We start from the raw sequence: 17930 nt of genomic DNA, 5'->3' as shown, positions 1-17930 counted from the left end.
TCAGACCAGCCCCGTCAGTTTCGCCATCATGTCTTTGCTTCCCCCCAGCACCTCGGCGGTGCCTTCGGCCTGAATGCGGCCATTGTTCAGCAGGTAGGCATAGTCAGAAATCTTCAGCGCCTGCCGCGCGTTTTGTTCAACCAGAAGGATGGTCATACCGTCGGCCCGCAGTTGCGCGATGAGATCAAACACCTGTGCAACAATACGGGGCGCGAGCCCGAGGCTGGGTTCATCCAGCAGCAGGATCTTGGGCTTGGACATCAGGGCGCGCGCGATGGCGAGCATCTGTTGCTCGCCCCCCGACAGCGTGCCACCCGGTTGATTGCGGCGTTCGCCCAAGATGGGAAAGGTGTCAAACCAGCGCTCGATGTCCCGCTGCACCTCCGCCCTGTCCGTCCGGATACCGCCACCAAGGCGCAGGTTCGCCTCCACGCTCAGGTTGCTGAAAATCCGGCGGCCTTCGGGCGATACCGCGATGCCACGCTGGATGCGGTCTTCGACGCTGACACCGCTGAGGTCCGCACCCTCCAGCATGATGCTCCCGCTGGCCTGAGCCACGCCGCATATGGCCGAGATTGTCGAAGTTTTCCCCGCGCCATTGGGCCCAAGCAGCACCACGCATTTCCCCGCACCAACCTGCAGGGAAATGCCATGCACCGCCTCGATGGGGCCATGCGAAACGCGGAGGTTCTGAATATCCAACATCAGGTCACGGGGGCATGGTGATAAAGCCCTGCCCCCCTTTGCCTTTACCAGTCGGCCGGCACGTTTTCAGGGATTTCGTTCGAAATCAGCACGCGCTTGCCATCTTTAAACCCGATGACGGGAATGGTGCGCTGCGCGTATGTCCTGGTCTCCTTGAACGAAATGCTATCCACGGTCAGCACCGGAATACTGTCCGCGTCGCGGATCGTTTGGGCGATGGTCTCAGGATCCACGCTGCCCGATTGCTCCACCGCCCAGGCCAGCGCCTTGACCGTATCCGCGCCCGTCGCCGGGAAAAGACCCGGCACATCGATGCCCATCTCTTTGCAATCAGCCATGAACTGGACGACCGCGCTGTCCGCCTGGCTTGGCGCGAGCGTGGCAAAGAAGACCTTGTCAAGGATCGACGGATCATCCGTGCCGATGGCGTCCAGCGACGGGTCATCAAAACCATCTGAGCCCACGACCCAGGCATCTATGCCAGCACTGCGCAACTGGCGCACCAAGACGCCGACATCCGGCATGATCGAAGAGATATAGACCGCGTCCACCTCTTCCCCCAGTGCGCGCATTTCCGCGATCTGGGGGGACCAGTCAGATGTGCCAAAGCTGAAATTCAGCGTGCTCAGGACCTTGCCGCCACCTGCTTCGATGACCTCGCCGAACCAAAGCGGCGTTTTGGCAGACCAGCTGCCCCCTTCGTCAGATGCCAGCAGGACGACGTTCTTGACGCCTTTTTCCAGCGCATAGTTGGCGGCTGCTGTCGCGGTGAAAGGATCAGGTGAAACACCGGTAAAGAAGTTATCGACGATGCCTGCGTGCATCTCGACCTGAGTCGATTGTGGCTGAAAGATCGACACGCCATAGCCCTGCGCGATCTGGGCGACAGGTATCATCGTGTCGGAAAACGGGATCGTGCCCAGCATGACCGCCCCTTCGTCCAGAAACTTCTGCGCCAGAGAGATCGCGGTCTGCGTGTCAGCACCGGAATCCTGCACCAGAATCTCGATCATCTTGCCGTCAACGCCACCATCTGCGTTGATCATTTCAGCCATGCAGCGGGCCCCCTGCCATTCGGAATAGGGCGCATAGTCACCGGTCATCGGCACGCCGAGGCCAATCTTGATGGTGTCTTGGGCAAAGGCGGGTGTCACCAATGCGGTGCATGCCAGCGCGGTGATTATGGACTTTTTCATTACGTTCTCCTTGATGTTGGTTTCTTGGACTCAGGCGTCAGTGCCTGCGTCTTCTCCGAGGTAGGCGGTGACAACCTTTGGGTTCTTGGTGACCTCTTCGGGGGTGCCCTCGGCAATGATCGCGCCCATGTCGAGCACGGTAATCCGCTCGCACAGGTTCATGATGAACTTCAGGTCGTGGTCGATTACGAACAGCGCACATTCCGCCTCACGCTGCACCCATGTGAGCGCCCGCCCAAGGGCTTCGGTCTCTTCTTCGTTCATGCCCGCCGCAGGTTCATCCAGCATCAGAACCTTGGGCCGCAACGCCAGCCCCCGTACGATTTCCAGCCGTCGTTGATCGCCGTAGGACAGGGCATTGGCCCGCTGTGTCAGCTTGCGCCGCAGCCCGAATTCATCAATCGCCGCCTCGGGCAAGGGCGCACCCCGACCCGCATAGCGCGCCACATCTATGTTCTGCTCGACGGTCAGGCTTGGAAAAACGCGCAGGTTCTGAAACGTGCGTGCAATGCCCTTGCGGGCACGCTCGTGGGCGCTTTGACGGGTTATGGGCTGACCCTCAAGCGTGATCGTACCCGCCGTTGGCACGAGCAGACCGGAGATCAGATTGACGAGCGTGGATTTGCCCGCACCATTCGGCCCGATCAGGCCCCGCACTTCTCCGGCAGCAAGTGTCAGAGAGACGTTGCGCACCGCGTGCACGCCACCAAAGGATTTATCAATGCCGTTCAACTCGAGCATGCGACCCTCCTGCGGGCCTGTTGCTTCTGAGTGAACGTGGTCATCACAGCCCGCCCAGTTCTGCCAGCAAATCCGCCGTGGTCACCTGACGACAATAACCTTTGATGGTGCTGAGCGAATTTTCGTGCCGCTCCGGCGTGTAGGTCAGGCATGCATCCACAACCTGTGTGACCAGATAGCCCAGATCGCAAGCATCGCGGATCGCACTTTCCACGCATTGATCCGTGATCAGACCGCAGAGCACCAATTGCTTGACGCCGAGGTTGCGCAGCACATAGTCGATATGGGTCGACACAAAGACCGAGGAAGAGGATTTCGGCAGCACGATTTCATCGCCGCGCGGCGCGATCTGGTCGATGACCTTGCCGTCCCATGACCCTTTGGGCACGTTGAACCCGGTGATCTTGTAATCCAGCGACCGATCGCGCCCATCCAGCGTCAGGCTTTCGATCGTGGTATACATCACCTCGATGCCCGCCGCGCGACTGGCGGTCTGGATCGCTTGCATATTTGGAATCACGCGCGCGTCCAGCTCATCAAAGAACCACCCGTATTTCGACGTGAACTCCGCCGCATCCAGATCTTTGAATTCACCGCCTTCGCGGTGCGCGGCAAAGTTCTGCACGTCAATGAACAACAGCGCGGATTGCTCTGGAACCAGGGGCACATTTCGGGTCAGGGTCATGGGGTATCCTCCAGAATGGACCGGATCGCAGGGGCCAACAGACCGGCCCAGCGCGCCACACCGTCAGCATCGCGCAAATGATCGTTGCGCACCTCGATCAACGCGTGTTGCAACCGACGTGCCTCGGCGTGCTGGGGGATGAACCAATCACTGGCGTCATCAATCTGATAGGGTTGGTTCAGGGCCAGTGTCAGTTCCGGCGCGGCGTTTGAGATCGACGACATCAGACCCTGCGCGGTCTTTACATCCTGCCGGGTCAGAAACCCCGCATCCCACTGCCTGTCTTCGCCCTGAAAGTGGCGCGTGTAGGAATGGATGGAAAACACCGTATGCCGGGGGTGCGTTTCAAAAGCAGCAGTGATCGCATCGTTCATCGGATCAAAAATCTCTTGCTGGCGCAGATGACGGTCATGGGCCGTCAGCCCCATGTTTCCCGGCACAGGCACATCATCGCTGAGCGTCGGAATGGACCCTTCGGACCCGGGCGGCCGATTGCAGTCAATCACAAGGCGGCTGTAGCGTTGCAGGATCAGCGGGCACTGCAGCCGTTCCGCGAGCGCACGGGCCAGCTTTTCCGCACCGATGTCCCAGCCGATGTGCCCGTCTATTGCCCCCTCAGGCAACCCCAAACCGCCCAAGGCTTGCGGCACGACCTGACCGGCATGTTCACACAACAGCAGCAACGGCGCGGCGGACTCCGCATGGCACACTTCAATTGGCGCGGGATCCTGCGCACCCAACAGCGGACCAGTCCCCTGGCGTGCATTTCGCGCATGTGACGCGTCGATGGCGTTTGATTGAGTCAAGGCGTTCCCCACAAGTTGCAGAAAGTAGACGAATGAAAACTTCCAAAGTCAAGAGAATTGAATTGACTGAAATTATTTTTTCACTCACGCTATACCTAACCGGAGCAGACGCATGCCTCATATGCAGATCAGATATAAAATAGAACAAGCCTCCGACACCTTCACCAAAGGTGAGCGCAAACTGGCGGCGGCGATCCTTTCGGACTACCCCTATGCAGGGCTGTCCTCCATTCAGGATCTTGCCAAACGCTCAGAGGTATCCGCCCCGTCGATTTCGCGTTTCATGACCAAGATCGGCCTTTCCGGGTATCAGGAGTTCCACCGTGCGCTGATCGCCGAACTGAAAGACGGCGACCGCAGCCCGGTCGAGATGCACGTGGGTGATCGCCATATTGAAGGCGACTACCTGTCTGATTTTCTGGCGAAAGCCAGCGCGCAAATGGCCATCGCCGGTGACGCGATTACCGAAGAGCAGTTCAACCGGGTCTGCGCGCTGCTGGCCAACCCCAAACACAGTATTTATGTGATTGGCGGGCGGATCAGCGACACGATTGCGGCCCATCTGTCCTTTCACCTGCGTCAGGCGCGGCGGGGTGTTTATCATCTGCCGTCTGATCCGGAAACATGGCCGGAATACCTGCTGCGGATGAAGGGGGGGGATATCTTTTTCGTTGTGGACTTTCGCCGCTATCAAAAGGCGCTGGCATCCCTTGCCGGGTTGGCGCGCAACGAGCGGGGAGCGCGTGTTGTGGTCATGACCGACAAGTGGATTTCGCCCGTCGCGCGGCATGCTTCTGACGTTTTACCCGTGCCCATCGAATCCGGCACCCTGTGGGACACCTATTCCTCCGCCCTCGCCATTACAGAGGCGATCGTCACCCGCATTGCCGAAGACAACTGGGCGCATACAAAGGACCGGATCGAAAGCTGGGACAAGCTGCGCGTCACCAAAAAGGACAGTATTGAATGACACCGATGCCATTGATTTTCGCCGCCACCTGCGACATCGCAGGCAAGGTACGCGGCAAGGCTTTTCCCGCAGATCAGCTTGAAAAACGGCTCAAGCGTGGTGTGGGCTGGGTGCCAACGAACGTGCAGATTACCTGCTTTGACAGTATCGCCGACAGCCCTTTCGGCTCTTTGGGGGATCTGCTGCTGGTGCCTGATCCCGCTTGCGACGTGAAGGTCGCCTTTGGTGAGTGCCCGGCGGAGCATTTCATGCTTGGCGATATCGTAACTCTGGACGGCGCACCTTGGGATTTCTGCACCCGGCACATTCTGCGCGACGCTCTCGACAGGCTGCACCGCCTGTCGGGCGCGCGCCTGTTTTCCGCCTTTGAACATGAGTTTCAACTGAAGGGCACAGGCCAGCCCAACCAAGGCTTCGGGCGCGGCGCCTTTGAGCGCCAGCGCGCGTTGCTCGAAACCCTGATGGGGGCGCTGAAACAGGCGGGGCTGTCCCCGGACAGTGTCATGAAGGAATACGGCCCCAACCAGTTTGAGGTCGTCGTCGCCCCGGAAATCGGCATCAAATCCGCCGATCAGGCGGTCATCCTGCGTGAATTGACCCGCTCTGCGGCCACCCATCTGGGAGAGGCCGCAACCTTTGCCCCGATCCTTGACGTCGCCTCCGTGGGGAACGGCGTGCACATCCACATGAGTTTCCGCGATGATGAGGGCGCGCCGCTGACCCATGACGAAAACGGCCCGTGCGGCATGTCCAAGCTGACAGACGCTTTCGCCGCCGGCGTGTTAAGATACATGGGCAATATCCTCGCGCTCACAGCTCCGTCTGTGGTGTCATATGAACGTCTGACGCCGCACCGCTGGTCGGCGGCCTATAACAACCTTGGCTTTCGCGACCGCGAGGCATCGTTGCGGGTGTGTCCCGTCACAACGCGGGACCCTGCCTCCGTCGCGCGGCAGTTCAACATCGAATACCGCGCAGCGGATGCCGCCGCCTGCCCCCATCTGGCACTGGCGGCGGTGGTCCATGCGGGCTGTCAGGGGATCGAGGACGGCCTGAGCGCGCCTGCCGCAACACAAGAAGACCTGTCGCTGCTCTCGCCTGCTGAATTGGGCGCGCGCGGTTTCACGCGCTTGCCCAAAACGCTGGAAGCCGCCCTTGATGCCTTTGCCACCAGTGATACGGTCAGAGGCTGGTTCCCGACGCAATTTGCCCAAGTTTACCTCGCGCACAAACGCGCAGAGATCGCACATCTGGCGGACATGGACACCGATGCGAAATGTGCCGCCTATGCCGACACGTACTGAGGATACCCGATGAAACTCGCGCTGTGGCAGACCCATCCGAGAACAGGCATCGCCGCGGCACTGACGGCGCTGCGCGAGGCTGCGACATCCGCCGCCACGCAAGGGGCGGATGTGTTGATCACGCCTGAAATGTTCGTGGGCGGGTATAACATCGGGCCGGAGCGCATCGCCACACATGCAGATCATGCCGCAGAGGTGCTGGACAGCCTCACGTCGATTGCCAAGACGCAGGACATCGCATTGGTCGTGGGCCTGACCCTGCCCGCGCCCCCCCTGCCCCATAACGCCTGCGTGGTCATCGACAACACGGGCACGCAGGTCGCCCGCTATCACAAAACGCATCTTTTCGGGGATGTGGATCGCGCGCAGTTCAGCGCGGGTGCCGCACTGTCAGAGGTCTTTGACTTAGCGGGTTGGAAGGTCGGCCTCGCGATTTGCTATGACGTTGAATTCCCCGAACTGATAAGATCGCTGGCGCTGCGCGGAGCCGAGGTTATCCTGACACCCACCGCCAATATGGAACCCTTTGACAGCATCAACACACGTCTGGTCCCGGCCCGCGCAGAGGAAAACGGCGTTTACGTGGCCTATTGCAACTACATCGGGGCCGAAGCGCAATTCACCTATAATGGCCTGTCCTGTCTATCCGGGCCGGACGGCCAGGATCATGTGAGAGCAGAAAAGGCAGAAGCGATGCTCTTTGCGACCCTCGACCGGGCGGACCTCGCGCGTGCACGGCAATCGCAAACCCATCTGCAGGATCGTCGCCCTGACCTTTATGGAGACATCACATGAAGCCTGTCACCGTCTTTGGACCCGACTTTCCCTTTGCCTATGACGACTGGATCGCGCATCCCGACGGGCTGGCCACTTTGCCTGCCGCAGCGCACGGCGCGCACGTCGCCATCATCGGCGCGGGTGCTGCTGGGGTAATCGCGGGCTATGAGTTGATGAAGCTTGGCCTGTGCCCGATCCTGTTTGAACCCGGTCAATTCGGCGGGCGCCTGCGCTCGCAACCTTTCGAAGGTGCCGAAGGCGTCATCGCGGAATTAGGCGGCATGCGGTTTCCCGTCTCCAGCACCGGGTTCTACCATTATGTTGATCTGCTCGGCATTCAAAGCAAACCCTTCCCCAACCCGCTGACCCCCGCTGCGGGATCAACGGTGATCGACCTGCTGGGCAAGACCTATTACGCGCAGACCTTGCAGGACTTGCCACCGCTCTTTCATGAGGTCGCGCAGGCCTATGACGCCGCACTGGAACAGGAGGCCAATTTCAGCGCCCTGAAACAGGCGATACGTGACCGCGACATCCCGCGTATCAAGGAAATCTGGAACCCGATTGTCACCGCATGGGACGAGCGTACCTTTTATGACTTCGTGGCCTCCTCCGAGGCATTCAAGAAGCTTACTTTTCACCACCGCGAGGTGTTCGGGCAGGTCGGTTTCGGCACGGGCGGCTGGGACAGTGATTTTCCCAATTCCATGCTGGAGATCCTGCGCGTCAACGTCACCGAATGTGACGATCACCAACGCTATATGGTTGGTGGGGTGGAACAGGTGCCGCGCAAGCTCTGGCAGCATAAACCCGACCGCCTTGTCCACTGGCCCGCCGGCACATCGCTGCGATCGCTCAATGACGGGGCGACGCGCTCGGGCGCCAAGCGCATCCGGCGGCTGGACGCTGGCCAGATCGAGGTCACGGATGCCTGGGGGCGTGCGGAAGGGTTTGACGCCGTGCTCGTCACCTGTCAGACGCATCTGCTAAGCACGCAGATCGACACCGAAGAATCCCTGTTTTCGCAAGACCTGTGGATGGCGCTGGACCGGACCCGCTACATGCAATCGGCCAAGACCTTCGTGATGGTGGATCGCCCCTTCTGGAAAGACAAACACCCCGTCACGGGCCGTGATACGATGTCGATGACCCTCACGGACCGGATGACGCGGGGCACCTATCTGTTTGACAACGGGCCGGACAAACCCTCGGTGATCTGCCTCAGCTACGCTTGGATGACCGACGCGCTCAAGGTGCTGCCCCTGCCGGTTGAGCAACGCGTGGAACTGGCCCTCGCGGCCTTGGCGAAAATCTATCCCGACGTGGATATCCGCAGCCATATTCTGGGCGATCCGATCACCGTCAGTTGGGAGGCGGATCAGAATTTCCTTGGCGCTTTCAAAGGCGCTTTGCCCGGCCACTACCGCTATAATCACCGCATGTTCGGGCATTTCGTACAAAGCGACATGCCCGCGCGCGAACGCGGTATTTTCCTCGCCGGAGATGGCGTTAGCTGGACGCCTGCATGGGTCGAGGGGGCTGTGCAAACCTCGCTCAATGCCGTGGCCGGGATCATCGCCCATTTCGGCGGCACCCCCTCGCCTGCCAATCCTTCACCGCTGGAGGCCTATGAAAAACACGGACCCGTGAGGTTGAGCGCATGACCCGCATACCGGCGCACTGTCCTTTTGCCATGGACGCGGTAATCTGGTCACGATCCATAACGCACCCACAACGATCAGCATGTCACCGAAGCGGAGGCCAAACATGAGCTGCAATCACACGATCCACAAGCACCACCATCACCTTGGCTGGGACAATGCGATCGACCCCGTGCTCAGCGTGGCCCCCGGAGAGACCATCGCGGTTGAGACGATAGATGCCTCCGGCGGGCAATTGCATGCGCAGGCGACCCTGGATGATCTGAAGGCGCTGGATTTTGACAAGGTCAATCCGGTAACCGGCCCGATTTACGTGGAGGGGGCCGAACCGGGCGATACCGTCGCGATCACTTTTCAGGCCTTTCATGCCTCGGGCTGGGGCTGGACGGCGAATATTCCGGGCTTCGGGCTGCTGGCCGATGACTTTCCCGATCCGGCCCTGCATGTCTGGTCCTACGACACCGGGCTTGCCAGACCCGCCGTATTCGCGCCCTTCGGTCAGGTTGCGTTGAAACCCTTCGTCGGGACGATCGGGCTGGCGCTGGCCGAAGCAGGGCAGCACAGCGTCGTACCGCCGCGCCGCGTGGGCGGCAATCTGGACATCCGCGACAATTGTTTGGGCACGACGCTCTACCTGCCGGTCGAGGTAGCGGGTGGTTTGCTGTCACTCGGTGACACCCATGCGGCACAGGGCGACGGCGAGATCTGCGGCACCGCCATCGAAAGCCCGATGGATGTTGAGATCAAGGTCGATCTGATAAAAGGCACGCAATCCCCCTTCCCACGGCTCGAAACCAGCGGCCCCGTCACCAATCATATTGACCAGCAAGGATACCGGATCACGACGGGCATCGGTCCTGACCTTATGCAGTCATCGCGTGATGCGGTCCGACAGATGATTGATTGGATCTGCGCGACCTGCGGCATTGCACCCGTTGAGGCTTACATGCTGTGCAGCGTTGCGGGCGACTTGCGGATATCGGAAATCGTGGACATGCCCAATTGGGTGGTAAGCTTCTACTTCCCGAAATCTGCCTTGGGGTAGTGGCGATAGCTGCTACGCACCAGATGGGTTGGGGTATGGCGCCGACTGCGCGCCATTACGCCGTGGGAACGTTTTGGCCGCGACGGCGATAAACGCCCCGTGTGTCGATCAGCAAAGGCGCATGTTCGGCGATCATATCATAGTCGAAACCCGTGTGATCCGTCAGCAGCAGAACGGCATCCTGCTCTGCAAGGGTTTCAGGGGTCAAAGGTGTCGATGACAGATCGAATTGATGTTCACGCATCACGGGGAATACCGGCACATGCGGGTCGGAATAGGAAAGGTCGACATGCCAGTCGCGCAACAACTCCATGATCAGCACGGAGGGGCTTTCGCGCACATCTTCGATATCGCGTTTGTAGGCGATCCCCAGAACCATGACTTTTGCGCCCTTCAACGCCTTGCCACGCTCGGATAAGGCTCGGATGAGTTTGTTGACAACATAGGACGGCATCGATGCGTTGATCTCACCCGCAAGCTCGATAAATCGTGTGTGCAGACCAAATTCCCGCGCTTTCCACGTCAGATAAAACGGGTCAATCGGGATGCAATGCCCGCCAATGCCGGGACCGGGATAATACGGGACAAACCCGAATGGTTTGGTCGCAGCGGCATCAATGACTTCGTGGATATCAAGGTCCATCGCATCCGCGACGACTTTCATCTCGTTCATCAGCCCGATGTTCACGGCCCGCTGAATGTTCTCAAGCAGTTTGGTCATTTCCGCGGCCTTGGTGGAACTGACCGGAACAACCTGGTCGATGAATGCGCTGTAAAGGGCGACGCCCACGTCACGGCACGCCTGCGTATCGCCCCCCAGTACTTTGGGGATTGACTGCGTGTTGAAATCGGCATTGCCCGGATCCTCGCGTTCCGGCGAATAGACAAGGAAGAAATCAGTACCCACAGTCAGGCCGGTGCGCGCGATGTAGGGCTTTAGAACCTCATACGTGGTGCCAGGCCACGTGGTGCTTTCCAACGCCAATATCTGACCGGCCCTCAGGTGGGGCGCAATCGTTTCCATCGTGGATATGATAAAACTCAGGTCAGGTTCGCGCATCTTGTCCAGCGGTGTCGGCACACAGATCATAAGCGCGTCGCATTCACAGACGCGCGCGAAATCACCCGTGGCGACAAAACCGGTCTTTGAAATCTCTTCCAATGCTGAATTCGGGATTTGACCAATCGGGCTCTGGCAGGTGTTCAGCTGTTCAATGCGCGCATCAAGGACATCAAATCCGATAACAGGATACCCCGCCCGCCCCACGGCCACCGCGAGAGGAATACCGACATACCCCATCCCGATTATGCCGATGACGGCCTTTTTTTGCGTTATCCTGCTTAAAATGGTCTCCAGTGGTGTGGAATTGACACGTTCGGACATAGCGAGCCTTGTTCGGGGATTAAGCAGAAACCTGTCCCAGCGTTAGTGCAGGCAATGATATGAAGCAACCACATTGACCACTGGCAGATGCCCAATCCGCGCGCGTGTTTCAAAGGGCTGACGGGTTGTCGACTTCATCACGACTGATATTTATCGTTCAGAACCTGCTGCGCGAAACGGTGAGAACACTGTCAACCCGGATAAAACAGCAGTCTCAGCGACTGGATGAAACACTCTGGTTCACTTTGGCAACTCGACAATTCTGGCGTAGGAGTCGATCATGTTGATTGCCTTGATAAAACTGTTTCCCAGATCATTCTTTACAATATAGCCGGCGATGTTCTTCTCATAGGCCGCATCGACGTCCTTTGGCGCGTCGGACGTGGAAAGCACGAAGATGACGGCCTGATGCAATTGCGGGTCTTTGCGCACTTCATCGAGAAACTCGAAACCGTCCATACGCGGCATGTTCAAATCGAGGGTGATCAAAAAGGGCGGAAGAAGCTTGTCTTGTCCGCATTCACCTCTGAGCAGATCGAGGGCCTGCTGACCGTCCTTCGCAACCAGAACCGGGTTGATGATCCTGAGCTTTTTCAAAGCGCGTTTGATCGCCATCACACTCACCTGATCGTCATCCACGATCAAGAACTTCACCGGCGCGGTATCAACCTGTGTTGCCGTTTTTTGTACTTCAGCATCCATATTTTTGCCTTCCAGGGGGGTCTAAGCAGCCAGATTGGGTGCTTTCATGTCTGCGGACATCTCCGGCATATCAAAGGTGAAGATGGTTCCGCGGCGGATTTCCGGGTCTGAGGTCACACTGATGGTGCCTTTGTAATGCGCCAAAAGTTTGCTGATGATGGCGAGGCCAAGTCCACTGCCTTCCACCTCATCGCGTGGCCTCAGTGTCTGAAAGAGACCAAAGATGCGGCCATGGTACTGCGGCAGGATACCGGGGCCGTCATCTTCCACTGTGAAAATGATCCGACCCGCATCGCAGTGTGTGGTCACGGTTATCTTTCCTTTTTCCCTGTCGTGATGTTTCATCGCGTTGTTGATCAGGTTCAGCAGGATTTGTCTGACGGGCGTCGCGAAGACGACGACCCTGTCGCAGGTGCCCTGAAAGCTGATCTGAAACCGTTTCTCAGGGTCCAGCAGTTCGGCCGTTTCAATAACGACTTCCCGAAGAGAAACGTGAATCAGATCGTCGTTTTCCTGACCTGCGCGCGCGTATTCGAGAAGGTCGGAAAGCAGGTTGTTCAACCGGAGCGTTCGTTTTTGCAAGAGCGTCATGTTTTCCAACCCATCGGCAGAAAGCACGGTTTCCTCATCCTCCAACGTCCATTCGGTCAGGTCCTGAATTGCGCGCAGAGGGGAACGCAGGTCATGTGCTGCAACATAGGCAAACTTTTCCAACTCGGCATTGGAACGGTGCAGCTCTTTCGCGTTAAGCTTGAACACCTCAAGAGCTTTGGCCATTTTCCCAAGCTCATCCTGCCCCGACACTTCCACCTCGTGATCCGTCTCACCCCCTGCGATAGCCAGAACAGAGCGGGTCAGCCCCGCCATTCTCTGATTGATTTGCTTTTCAACGACGAAAACGACCGTCCAGAGAATTGCAAAAAAGGACAGGACGGCAGCAAGCGTGAACACGATGGTCATGTTGTCTGTAATCGCTTTGAGTTTCTGAGCCGCGAGGTCAATTTCGCGTTGCGCCGTTTTTGTCAGCTGATCAGACAGCCGCGAGACCGTTTCTATCGGCACGAACTGTGCGCTTCTCTCGGTTTCCAGCGAAGCCCTTTGCGCCAATAGTTCAGCGACTTCGTTGACCATGCCCCCCGCACCGAAAAGCAGATTGCGTATATCAACAACCGACCGCGCCAACTCAGTTCGGTAGCTGCTTTCCCCCAACTGTCCGATCAAAACGACAATCCCGCGCAGTTTTGCCCGCAACGCTTGCTGGGTGATGTAAAGCTGGTCCGCGTCAGGTATGTTTCGCAGTCCAATGGCTGTATCGACGACGGATTCAACGTCCAACGAAATCTTGGTGATCGTCGTCGCGAGAACCAAGTTCAGCCGGTATTGTGTCTGGGTGTTTTCAGGAATGGGCAGCTGAAAGTACTGTATGTTTTCGCCTTCTGACAGGGCGACGCTGTAAGAGAGATCCTCTAACGAAGCGCGGATATCTTCCCGCACCTCTTCGAGGGATTCGACCTGTTGCAACAGGTTCTGTTCATGCAGGATGATTTCCTTTTTTTCCGCCAGAACCTTGGAAAACCCGACGTCGATTTTGCTCAGCGCGGCCAGTATGCTGTCTGTGATCTCGACGGAGATCGGCGACTCTGAAATGTTTGTTTTGTTCGAGCGTAGAATGGCGAGTTTGGACTGAAGCTGCTCTGATAAAGGCGGCAATTCGTCCAGACTGCTGACGGAGTCAATTTTCTGAACCAGCAACAGGAGTTGCGTCAGGTTGCGCACCATCTCTTCGGCACGCACAAACACAGGCACGGATGACTCCGTCAGCTGTTTTACGGACGCTTTCTGGATTTTTATCTGGCTGGTTCCGACAATCAATGTCGCGAGAAGGATCAGGAAAATCGACAAGAACACAACGCGAAGGCGAAGAACGATTCCACCCGCCACTGCATATCTTTCTTGCGAAAACATCTTGGTATTTCCTGTAAGGCGACGCGCCCTGCACGACGGTAGCCTTTGAGAATTAATGGAGCCTTAATGATCTTCTATAATGCTCCGCTCAGTGCGCTCCTAAGAGATCGGCAGTTGGAATGAGCAATAAACCATCGACGCACGGCCACCTCAGCCGCCGTTCTGTATTGGCTGGCGTGACCGCCTCAACCGCGTTTTTGAACCCGCTGCAGACGGCTCGGGCCTCTGAACCGCTATTGCACGATATTGTTGCAGAACATGTGCGTGCTTTGGCCGGTGGCAAAAACCTGAAGTTGCGTCTTTTGCTGCCGCGTGGCGCGCGCGCGAATGTCGGGCCTGTGATCACGGCATTCCGCGAAATGACCGGGGTCGAAGTTCTTTTGCACGAAGCCGATTTTGACGAAATCAACACCGAACTTTATCTGGACGCTCTCACTGGAACTGACACCTATGACGTCGCCTTGCCTGCAACCTTCGGGGTGCCTGATCTGGTCGCATCCGGCGCAATTCTCCCCATTTCCCAATACGCGGACAGGTATGAGCCGGCTGGCTTCAGGGATGGCATTATATTCAGCGTGGGCGACACATTCGACGGGAAAATATACGGGTTTCAAGCGGATGGCGACGCTTACACCATGTTCTACCACAAGGGGATGCTGGAGGATTCACAGGAACAGGCGCGATATTCAGACAGGTACGGACGGGCCCTGAAGATCCCTGACACGTGGGAAGAACTCGACCGCCAGATGGACTTCTTCAACCGGCCAGATGAGGGAAAGTGGGGCGGTCTGTTGTTCAGAACCCCCAATTACCTGGCCTGGGAGTGGTGGATCAGGTTCCATGCCAAGGGTGTATGGCCTTTTTCCACTGAAATGACCCCGCAGGTGGCCTCTGACGAAGGCGTTGAAGCGCTGGAAGAAATGATCAGGGCCACCGCGCATCTTGCGCCCGAAGCGTCTCGGTTGGGTTTGTTCGAAAACTGGGAGCGATACAGTCAGGGCGATGTCTACTGCAACATTGGCTGGGGCGGCTCACAAAAACACCTGAACGCGACACAGTCGGACATACGCAACCAAATGGTATACGGGCCGATACCGGGCGGCATCCTGCAAGGCAAACCGTTGGCCATGCCCTATTTCAACTGGGGATGGAACTACGTTGTCGCCAGCAACAGCCGACAGCCGGAAGTGGCCTATTTGTTCTGTCTTTTCGCCTCAACGCCTGAAATGTCGACCTTGGCTGTCCGCCAGAAAGACGGCTTTTTTGACCCCTTCCGCGCCGAACACTATGAAGACGCAGGAATTAAGGAAGCCTATACGGCTGAATTTCTTTCCGTCCAGCGCGCCAGCCTCGAATCCGCCATTCCGGACTTGTACCTGCAGAATCAGGGGGAGTATTTCCGTGTCTTAAACGAATGGTTGATGCGTGCACTGACAGGAGAGGTTAGCCCTAAAAACGCCCTTGAGCGCGTGTCAAACAGATGGTGGTCGATCACGAACACCTCCGGGCAAAAGAACCAGAAGGCGCGTTGGGCACAATTGCGCGCCAAGTATCCAAAACAAATCGGACTCGCACTGAGAGACCTGAGTTGATGCAAACGCAGGCCCATTAATCCGGTTTTAAGGCGCTCAGAGGTATACTGACACCAGTCTGTTGCAAAGGTATTCCATGATCAATTCTTGTGAAGGTCGTCAGTATACTGTCATGTCGAATGTGGCCGTTGAGCACAATAGTTCAAAGGACTTTGAAGACCTCGTGTATTTACTGAGCCATGATGTCGGCAATTCGGTTCGGGCACTGCTGGAAGTGCCGCAGTGGATAAAAGAGGACTTTGTTTCAGCCGGGCATTCGATGTCCAAACCAATGGCTGAGAATTTTGACCTGTTGGAAACACAGACGCGACGCCTCGATCGGATGCTCTCGGACCTTCTCGCTTACTCAAGGGTCGGCAGGCTACAGTCGACGCGACTGGTTGATTTTCACGAGGCGCTGGACCTTGTACTTGACCAAGTGTCGCTCCCCAGGTCTTTTCGAGTGACGCACGACTTTCAATGCAAGAGTATGAAGTTTGGTGAACATGACATGCTGACGCTTTTGTCGGCCCTGATATCCAACGCCATCAAACACCATGATAAATCAAGCGGTCACATTCATCTGAGCTCACTTACCTTGGCAGGCGAAATCGTAATCTGCGTTCAAGATGACGGGCCGGGCATCGCAGAGAAGTACCGCGACCGTGTGTTCGAAGCGATGTCGACGCTTAAACCGCGTGACGAAGTTGAGGGGAGCGGCATGGGATTGGCTATCGTACGCAAGATAGTTCACAACCACGGCGGCGAACTTGCGTGGATTGAACCGGATGCCCAGTTTAACACTGCCTTGGAGATGCGTTTCAAAATAGGGCTTTAACTGGTTGCACCCGTCACTCAATGCGATTGGACCGACAAGCGACGCTTTGTCTGAAATGATCAACCGACCTTCGAGAAGACAACTTGCCCGGGTGGCCGTTTTGAGGACCTGGAACACGACATACTCGAATACGTAGATGAGACAAAAACCTTCAGGCCGTTAGGAAGGCCATCCCGGCCGCGCCGAGGCAAGCTTCTTTAAGCATCTGCAAGGGTCAGAAGGTGCCGCGTATAGACAGTTCAACTCAAAACACCAACCGACCCGACACAGCTGATACTTGTTCAGCGGGCACCTTTGAAAATGCACAGGCAGTATAAATGCGCATCGCTCATAGGCAGATTCCGTGTCGCCCGAGCCCGTTTACGGCCTCTGGTCACGAATGCCCTTGACGGCTTACAGAGGGTTTTTGTACGGTAAAAAAGTTATCGCGCGTAATTTTTTACCGTCAGGGGTAAAAATGGGACACTCAAAAATTCGCAATATGGAAGAATTTGCCGCGCTCAGCGGCATTTCCCGCCCAACCGTTTCAAAGTACTTCAATGATCCGGAAAGCGTACGCTCCTCGACACGTGCGAAGATCGAGGCGTCCCTCAAGCAATACGACTACCAGCCCAATGTTTTCGCCATAAACCAGAACAGGCGAACGACCAAGAACATAGGAATCGTCGTACCAAACCTTGCAGACCCTTTTTTTTCGGAGATTGGCAGGCGGGTTGAGCTTGCCTGCATCGCAGCTGGTTATAGCCCGATTTTACAAAGTTCGCACGGCAGCCCGGAGATGGAGCGGGACAATCTGAATTCCTTGCGGTCCCTCAAACCGGCGGGGGTTCTGCTTGCACCTTTCGGTCGCATGTCTGACGCAGATGCCGTCAAGAGTTTTGACGATGACTTTCCGCTGGTTCTGTTTGACGCCAATATGGATGGCATCGGTCAGGCCTTTGTGGGTACGGACAACTATCAAAGTGTTGATTTAATGGTGGAATACCTTTGTCGTAGTGGCGAAGCACCCTGTTTTTTTGAAATGAAATATCCCTCTAACCCCAACGCAAACAAGCGTCGGCAGGCCTACATTCAAAGTATGGAGCGCCACGGGCATGCGCCGCGCATCTTTCAGGCTGATGGCGAGGGCTGGAACTTTGAGGAGATCGGACGCACAGAGGGCGGGCGGTTTTTGTCTGCAAAAGAATTCAGCACGAACACGATCCTGTGCAGCAACGACCGTCTGGCAATTGGGATGCTATCCGCCGCCTATAGCCTTGGGTTGCGGGTGGGCCATGGTGCGGATTGCGATCTGCGCATCGCCGGGCATGATGACCATCCCTTCTCACAATTCACATGCCCGCCGCTCACGACAATCGCACAAGACTACGAAACCATCGCGAATCGCGCCGTCAGCGAACTTTTTGGCATGTTGGAAAATAATGACCGGCTCTCGGATCGCACAGAAACGACGTTTTATGGTCGCCTGATCATGAGGGATTCCGCCTAAGCACTTGTTTTGACATGCGCCTCGCCTTTTATTTACGCGCGATAACTTTTAATTGACTTCGCGCCATCTCCCCTGTTAGTGATTAACCATC

Annotated in this window: 16 protein-coding genes; 8 read left to right on the top strand and 8 right to left on the bottom strand. The window is 57.1% G+C overall.

Going from position 1 to position 17930, the window contains the following annotated elements; translation table 11 throughout:
- From RD1_RS06955 to RD1_RS06935, 5 genes are read right to left on the bottom strand one after another with little or no spacing between them, the layout of a single operon-like run.
- Positions 1-705 carry an ABC transporter ATP-binding protein gene (locus tag RD1_RS06955; protein WP_011567756.1) on the bottom strand — a complete coding sequence of 235 codons (705 nt, stop codon included), beginning with the start codon at positions 703-705 and terminating at the stop codon, positions 1-3.
- Positions 706-749: 44 nt separating this feature from the next.
- Positions 750-1901 (bottom strand): ABC transporter substrate-binding protein, encoded by a 1152-nt coding sequence (locus RD1_RS06950; RefSeq protein ID WP_011567755.1) that lies wholly within the window; start codon positions 1899-1901, stop codon positions 750-752.
- A gap of 30 nt (positions 1902-1931) precedes the next feature.
- Complete coding sequence (locus tag RD1_RS06945; protein WP_011567754.1) at positions 1932-2642, bottom strand: ABC transporter ATP-binding protein; 711 nt, start codon at positions 2640-2642, stop codon at positions 1932-1934.
- Between the two features lie 43 nt (positions 2643-2685).
- On the bottom strand, positions 2686-3327 hold the full coding sequence (locus RD1_RS06940) for an isochorismatase family cysteine hydrolase (protein WP_011567753.1): 642 nt from the start codon (positions 3325-3327) through the stop codon (positions 2686-2688).
- Entirely contained in the window at positions 3324-4133 is an 810-nt protein-coding gene (locus RD1_RS06935) for an N-formylglutamate amidohydrolase (RefSeq protein ID WP_011567752.1), read from the bottom strand. The genes RD1_RS06940 and RD1_RS06935 overlap by 4 nt, the downstream gene beginning before the upstream one ends.
- 112 nt (positions 4134-4245) lie before the next feature.
- On the opposite strand from RD1_RS06935, the gene RD1_RS06930 reads away from it, so the two are divergent.
- The 5 genes from RD1_RS06930 to RD1_RS06910 all read left to right on the top strand — a co-directional run bounded on the left by RD1_RS06930 (position 4246) and on the right by RD1_RS06910 (position 9890).
- Positions 4246-5103 carry a MurR/RpiR family transcriptional regulator gene (locus RD1_RS06930; RefSeq protein ID WP_011567751.1) on the top strand — a complete coding sequence of 286 codons (858 nt, stop codon included), beginning with the start codon at positions 4246-4248 and terminating at the stop codon, positions 5101-5103.
- Positions 5100-6407: a glutamine synthetase family protein gene (locus RD1_RS06925; RefSeq protein WP_011567750.1), complete on the top strand. Its 1308-nt coding sequence runs from the start codon at positions 5100-5102 to the stop codon at positions 6405-6407. The genes RD1_RS06930 and RD1_RS06925 overlap by 4 nt, the downstream gene beginning before the upstream one ends.
- Positions 6408-6416: 9 nt before the next feature.
- Positions 6417-7202: a carbon-nitrogen hydrolase family protein gene (locus tag RD1_RS06920; protein ID WP_011567749.1), complete on the top strand. Its 786-nt coding sequence runs from the start codon at positions 6417-6419 to the stop codon at positions 7200-7202.
- Entirely contained in the window at positions 7199-8848 is a 1650-nt protein-coding gene (locus RD1_RS06915) for a flavin monoamine oxidase family protein (RefSeq protein WP_011567748.1), read from the top strand. Before RD1_RS06920 ends, RD1_RS06915 begins: the two co-directional genes overlap by 4 nt.
- 103 nt (positions 8849-8951) lie before the next feature.
- On the top strand, positions 8952-9890 hold the full coding sequence (locus RD1_RS06910) for an acetamidase/formamidase family protein (RefSeq protein ID WP_011567747.1): 939 nt from the start codon (positions 8952-8954) through the stop codon (positions 9888-9890).
- Positions 9891-9945: 55 nt separating this feature from the next.
- On the opposite strand, the gene RD1_RS06905 is transcribed toward RD1_RS06910, so the two are convergent.
- From RD1_RS06905 to RD1_RS20425, 3 genes are all read right to left on the bottom strand, one after another.
- Positions 9946-11274 (bottom strand): nucleotide sugar dehydrogenase, encoded by a 1329-nt coding sequence (locus RD1_RS06905; RefSeq protein ID WP_011567746.1) that lies wholly within the window; start codon positions 11272-11274, stop codon positions 9946-9948.
- 240 nt (positions 11275-11514) lie between these two features.
- Positions 11515-11976 (bottom strand): response regulator, encoded by a 462-nt coding sequence (locus RD1_RS06900; protein WP_011567744.1) that lies wholly within the window; start codon positions 11974-11976, stop codon positions 11515-11517.
- 21 nt (positions 11977-11997) lie between these two features.
- Positions 11998-13941 (bottom strand): sensor histidine kinase, encoded by a 1944-nt coding sequence (locus RD1_RS20425; RefSeq protein ID WP_011567743.1) that lies wholly within the window; start codon positions 13939-13941, stop codon positions 11998-12000.
- A gap of 119 nt (positions 13942-14060) precedes the next feature.
- Between RD1_RS20425 and RD1_RS06890 the strand changes: the two genes are divergently transcribed.
- From RD1_RS06890 to RD1_RS06880, 3 genes are all read left to right on the top strand, one after another.
- On the top strand, positions 14061-15533 hold the full coding sequence (locus RD1_RS06890; RefSeq protein WP_011567742.1) for an extracellular solute-binding protein: 1473 nt from the start codon (positions 14061-14063) through the stop codon (positions 15531-15533).
- 76 nt (positions 15534-15609) lie between these two features.
- Positions 15610-16350 (top strand): sensor histidine kinase, encoded by a 741-nt coding sequence (locus RD1_RS06885; RefSeq protein WP_011567741.1) that lies wholly within the window; start codon positions 15610-15612, stop codon positions 16348-16350.
- Between the two features lie 457 nt (positions 16351-16807).
- Positions 16808-17839, top strand: a complete 1032-nt coding sequence (locus RD1_RS06880; protein ID WP_011567740.1) for a LacI family DNA-binding transcriptional regulator — start codon at positions 16808-16810, stop codon at positions 17837-17839.
- Positions 17840-17930: the final 91 nt, after the last annotated feature.

Origin of the sequence: Roseobacter denitrificans OCh 114 (genome assembly GCF_000014045.1) — a bacterium.
Lineage (GTDB): Bacteria > Pseudomonadota > Alphaproteobacteria > Rhodobacterales > Rhodobacteraceae > Roseobacter > Roseobacter denitrificans.
Note: the sequence above shows the minus strand (reverse complement) of the source record. Positions and strands in the feature narration are given on the sequence as shown.